The organism is uncultured Helicobacter sp., assembly GCF_937906905.1.
In the GTDB taxonomy this organism is placed as follows: domain Bacteria; phylum Campylobacterota; class Campylobacteria; order Campylobacterales; family Helicobacteraceae; genus Helicobacter_B.
This window is the reverse complement of record NZ_CALERY010000029.1, coordinates 1-4,594: the sequence shown is the minus strand read 5'-3', so window position 1 is coordinate 4,594 and position 4,594 is coordinate 1. Positions and strand designations below refer to the sequence as shown.

The window sequence follows — 4,594 nt, the reverse complement described above, 5'->3', positions numbered from 1 at the left end:
CCCCCGTTTTATTACCAATAAGCCTAGAAGCATGCGTGCAAGCTGGCATAGTAGAATCTAGTGTGCTATGTGTGAAAGCTTGCTGGGTAGATTGGGCTTTGGCTCTTGTGGCAGAAGCAAGCATAGTTTTAGCAATGATAAAGTTAATGACAATAGAGCCTAGCAGGATTGGCAGATAGAGAAACTTCCAATACGCATAGAAAAATAATGAGCTAAGAACAAGAAAGAGCTTTGCTAGGCTAAAGATTTTGGGGGAGCTATGTGTATGGGCATAGTATTTAATGCTATGAAAGCCTATCCAGACAATAGGGAGAAAGATGAATATAAAGAGATAGGAGTTGAAGAGCATGGGAAGCCTTTGGGATTGGATTTATTGGACTTTATATTTTGGATTTTGGGACATTTTATACTCTATTTCATCGCTATGGCTTTGGGGCGCTTGAGATGTGTCCAAGCGCGCTATTGTAAGGAAAAAACTTGAAACTCTGGTTAAATATCGCAGCGCGTGTGCTGGCGTAATGGAATGCTTCGTGCTTGGGATTGGGGAATTGCTTGCCGCTTGTGTGGGATAACTAGGGGCTATCTTAAGAAAAGGGGCAGAAAAGGAGCGCACATGCTAAATGGCAAAAGCATTCTTATCACAGGTGGCACAGGGAGCTTTGGGAAGAGGTTTGTCGCTAAGGTGCTAGAGCGGTATAAACCAGCGCGCGTGATTATTTATAGCCGCGATGAGCTAAAGCAGTATGAGATGAGCCAGAGCTTTAATGATAAATGTATGCGCTACTTTATCGGCGATGTGCGCGATGAGAGCAGGCTAGAGTCTGCTATGGCAGGGGTTGATGTCTGTATCCACGCCGCAGCGTTAAAGCATGTCCCCATAGCAGAATACAACCCCATAGAATGTATCAAAACCAATATCCTAGGTGCTAGCAATGTAATCCACGCCGCCCTAGCCAATGATGTCTCCCACATCATCGCCCTCTCCACCGACAAAGCCGCCAATCCCATCAACCTCTATGGCGCGACCAAGCTTTGCTCAGACAAGCTTTTCATCAGTGCCAATAATATCAAAGGCAGCAAGAGGGCGCGCTTTAGTGTCGTGCGCTATGGGAATGTGCTAGGCTCTAGGGGGAGTGTGCTGCCGTTTTTCAAAAAGCTCATAGAGCAGGGCGCAAAGGAGCTGCCAATCACCGATAAGCGAATGACTAGGTTTTTTATCACGCTAGATTGTGGGGTGGAGTTTGTGCTAAAGAGCTTGGAGCGAATGCACGGGGGCGAAATCTTTGTGCCTAAAATCCCAAGTATGAAAATCACCGATTTAGCGCGCTGCCTAGCTCCACACCTGCCGATGAAGTTCATAGGAATCCGCCCGGGTGAGAAGCTGCACGAAGTGATGATCCCAGAAGATGACTCAAGGCACTGCTATGAGTTTGATGAGTTTTATCTCATCGAGCCTAGCATTGTGTTTCAAACGCCTATTGATTATAGCGTGAGTGCTGATGGGCTAAGGGGTGTGCGAGTGAAAGAAGCCTTTGAATACTCAAGTGCGACTAATACGCTCTGGCTCAATAGCGAGCAAATTAGCGCGATTATCTAGGGGATTTAAAGCGATTAGTAAGGTAGCTTGGCTCTAGGTATTGAATCTAGCGAGAATCTAAGTGGGCTTGTGGATTTGCACCAAAATCTATGCTATGAAAATCGCGCTTGACACAGAGCAGAATCTAGCAGGAGCCAGTGAGTAAAGTTTGGACTAGGGTTTAGGCTCTGTTTGTGTGCGCTCAAGTGCGCTTTGGAACGCTTGGCTAAAAAAGCTTTGGTTTAGCACCCCCTCTTTATGTAGGGTGGCAATCTCTTTATCAAGCCATGTTTTTAGGCTTGTGTGCGTGCTTTTGACTCTAGGGACGCATGGCTTTGGGTCGCCTAAAGATTCTGCGATGAGAGTAAAATCTGGATTCTCGCGCACAAAGAGCATGGCAATAATGTCAAGATCGGCAAAATAGAATGCTTGATCGTGGCTTGTGGCTTGGCTCTGGCGTAGGGTTTGCACGCAGTGGGCGAGACTCTCGCAGGTTGCTAGCGGGATTTGTGGGTAGTTTTCTGCGAAATACGCTTGGGCTGGGGAATCCTCGCGCACCAGCAGCCTAGCCAAACGCGCAGGGGAGAGAAGTGCTTGAATCCCACTAGGGCTGCCAACTCTGCCTACCACGCTAATGGTAGCGCGCATGTAGGGCATGGACGCTGTGCTTGTCGCTGTGGTATCAGCTTCACTTGTGCATGAGAGTGCGATATCGATTGCTCCAGAATCTAGCAAGCCAGATTCTTGCACGCGATTCTCGATAGCAACAAACTCCGCGCGACTTTCATCGCCAAGCAGATCTTTGGCTATTTTGCGTCCTAGCTGCACTTCAAGCCCGCCAAACTCGCCACGAGAATCCACATAGCTAAAAGGTGGCAAATCATACAAAATCCCAATGCGTATGACTCGCTTATCTTTGATGGATTCTAGGGAGTTTTCACACCCTGCAACAAACCCGCACACAAAAAGCACAAAACACATCTGCCACGACCAACGCATTACTTCCTCTCACAACCTAACTTCCTAAGCAAGCACAATCATAGCCAAGCATAGGTAATGCAAGACCAATTTCTGCGCGCATCAGCGTGCGCAGTGGTGAAATGGCGCAAATCATGGTAAGATAGCAGCCCAACAAGCCTAGGGTAGGCAAAGACAAAAAGACACTAAGGAATATTATGAGTGTGGCAAAAGAGGCAATAGCACAGGATTTGGCAAGCTTGGAATCCACAAGCATAGAGCATAAGGCTCTAGGGAGCAGTGTAGTAAGCATAGAGGGTGAGATAGAAGGGGTGTTTGCCAGTGTGCTAGGCTGGGCGGAGTCCATTATAGATTCTGGCTTAGGTGTGTTAGGCGTATCACTGCCAAGTATATGCACTAATGCCATGTGCGCCAAAATCGTGCTAAGTGTAGCAGTATTTATCGTGCTATGGTTTTGCAGAAAAAGTTTAGCGAGACTTGCGGTGTATGGTGTGGATAGGGTGTTTGGATTTTCAAGTCAAGATGAGCAAATGCGCCTTCAAATCCAAAAAAGTCTAATGAAGCCAATATCGTTTTTCCTCCTTGTGATGAGCGTGAATATCTCGCTTGATATTTTATACTATCCGGCAACCTCTCCAGAGGCGTTTGAGCGGTGGTTTCAAATCGCGTATGTCATCAATGGTGCGTGGCTTATCATCATCGTCTCCCAAGGCTATGTGGCAAATCTTCTAGCACTCCTTGCCCAGAGAAATTCCGATCATTTCCGCAGAGAGGTCATCAATCTGCTGCTGAAAGTGGGGTATTTCATCATCATCGTCATATCGCTCTTGTGGATTCTCAAGATTCTTGGGTTTAATGTCTCGGCAATCATCGCTTCGCTAGGCATCGGCGGGCTAGCTGTGGCACTGGCGGTCAAAGATATGCTGGCAAACTTTTTTGCCTCGGTGATGTTGCTGTTTGATAATTCATTCTCACAAGGCGATCGCATAGAATCTGGCGGAATCGATGGAGTGGTAGTAGAAATGGGCTTGCGGCGCACGACCATCCGCACTGCCGATAATGCGCTCGTGCTAATCCCTAATGCCGAGCTCGCCAATAAATCAATCACAAACTGGAGTCGGCGCAAGTCTGGCAGGATTATCCGCCTGACAATCGGGCTAACCTATGGCACACCTGTGGAGAAGATACTACAATGTATAGAATCCATAAAACACATGCTGCTTCATCACCCACTGGTAGCCAAAGATTCTGCCACGGCGCAAGATCTTAGCTACACGCTTCATATGAAAAAAGACATCGTCTCGCTTGATGATTATCTTGGGTATAAGCATGCGGTATATGTGGTGTTTGATGAGCTGGCAGATAGCTCGATGAATATTTTGGTGCATTGCTTTAGCCAAGATGTGGGGATAGAGGGGTATCTCAAGACAAAAGAGCAGATTATCGTGGAGATTTTGCGAATCATTGATGAGCTTGGCTTGTCGCTGGCATTCCCTAGCCAAAGCCTCTATGTGGAATCTGTGCCAGAATCTATACCAACCGCGCTACGATCAAGCGCTAGTGTTTCTACCGCTGGTGCTGCTGGGGTGGATTCTAGGATTTCTATGGTAGATCCTAAATCTTCCAGCCCAGAATCCAGCACTGCCCCTGCTAGCGGTGTCGTATTGCGCTAGATTCTGGAGAAATAGGTTTTTGGATTCTGGAGAAGATGTGTGCATCTTGCTTGGTGGTGTGTTACTACAAGCATATTTTATGATATGTGCGCACTCCTCTTGACAATACAGGTTTGTTTCTATATAATCGCGCTTTTTATTTTTCATGCTGGTTTAGCTCAGTTGGTAGAGCATCTGCCTTGTAAGCAGAGGGTCGGGGGTTCAAGTCCCTTAACCAGCTCCATTCAAACTCTAGCAGACTTTTCTGATTCAGTGTTTGACCAGTTTTTGCCGATTTGGTGAGTTACTCAAGTGGCCAACGAGGGCAGACTGTAAATCTGCTGACTTTGTCTTCCGTGGTTCGAATCCACGACTCACCACCATTGTT

The 4,594-nt window shown here is 47.0% G+C and carries 3 protein-coding genes, 2 tRNA genes and 1 pseudogene; 4 read left to right on the top strand and 2 right to left on the bottom strand.

Going from position 1 to position 4,594, the window contains the following annotated elements; translation table 11 throughout:
• A pseudogene (locus Q0171_RS07400) lies at positions 1 to 349 on the bottom strand (hypothetical protein); the annotation flags it as partial.
• A 264-nt stretch (positions 350 to 613) separates the two neighbouring features.
• Here Q0171_RS07400 and pseB point away from each other — a divergent pair.
• On the top strand, positions 614 to 1,597 hold the full coding sequence (gene pseB / locus Q0171_RS07395) for a UDP-N-acetylglucosamine 4,6-dehydratase (inverting) (RefSeq protein WP_299328417.1): 984 nt from the start codon (positions 614 to 616) through the stop codon (positions 1,595 to 1,597).
• A 153-nt stretch (positions 1,598 to 1,750) separates the two neighbouring features.
• On the opposite strand, the gene Q0171_RS07390 is transcribed toward pseB, so the two are convergent.
• Entirely contained in the window at positions 1,751 to 2,575 is an 825-nt protein-coding gene (locus Q0171_RS07390) for a transporter substrate-binding domain-containing protein (RefSeq protein ID WP_299328414.1), read from the bottom strand.
• Positions 2,576 to 2,751: 176 nt separating this feature from the next.
• Here Q0171_RS07390 and Q0171_RS07385 point away from each other — a divergent pair, with 176 nt between their 5' ends.
• From Q0171_RS07385 to Q0171_RS07375, 3 genes are all read left to right on the top strand, one after another.
• Positions 2,752 to 4,227: a mechanosensitive ion channel family protein gene (locus Q0171_RS07385; protein ID WP_299328412.1), complete on the top strand. Its 1,476-nt coding sequence runs from the start codon at positions 2,752 to 2,754 to the stop codon at positions 4,225 to 4,227.
• A gap of 147 nt (positions 4,228 to 4,374) precedes the next feature.
• A tRNA-Thr gene (locus Q0171_RS07380) sits at positions 4,375 to 4,450 on the top strand.
• Between the two features lie 54 nt (positions 4,451 to 4,504).
• Positions 4,505 to 4,589: transfer RNA gene (locus Q0171_RS07375), tRNA-Tyr, on the top strand.
• Positions 4,590 to 4,594: the final 5 nt, after the last annotated feature.

Excerpts from the sequence above, each read along its gene's own strand:
- pseB (WP_299328417.1), top strand. The coding sequence starts at position 614 with ATGCTAAATGGCAAAAGCATTCTTATCACAGGTGGCACAGGGAGCTTT.
- Q0171_RS07390 (WP_299328414.1), bottom strand. The coding sequence starts at position 2,575 with ATGCGTTGGTCGTGGCAGATGTGTTTTGTGCTTTTTGTGTGCGGGTTT.
- Q0171_RS07385 (WP_299328412.1), top strand. The coding sequence starts at position 2,752 with ATGAGTGTGGCAAAAGAGGCAATAGCACAGGATTTGGCAAGCTTGGAA.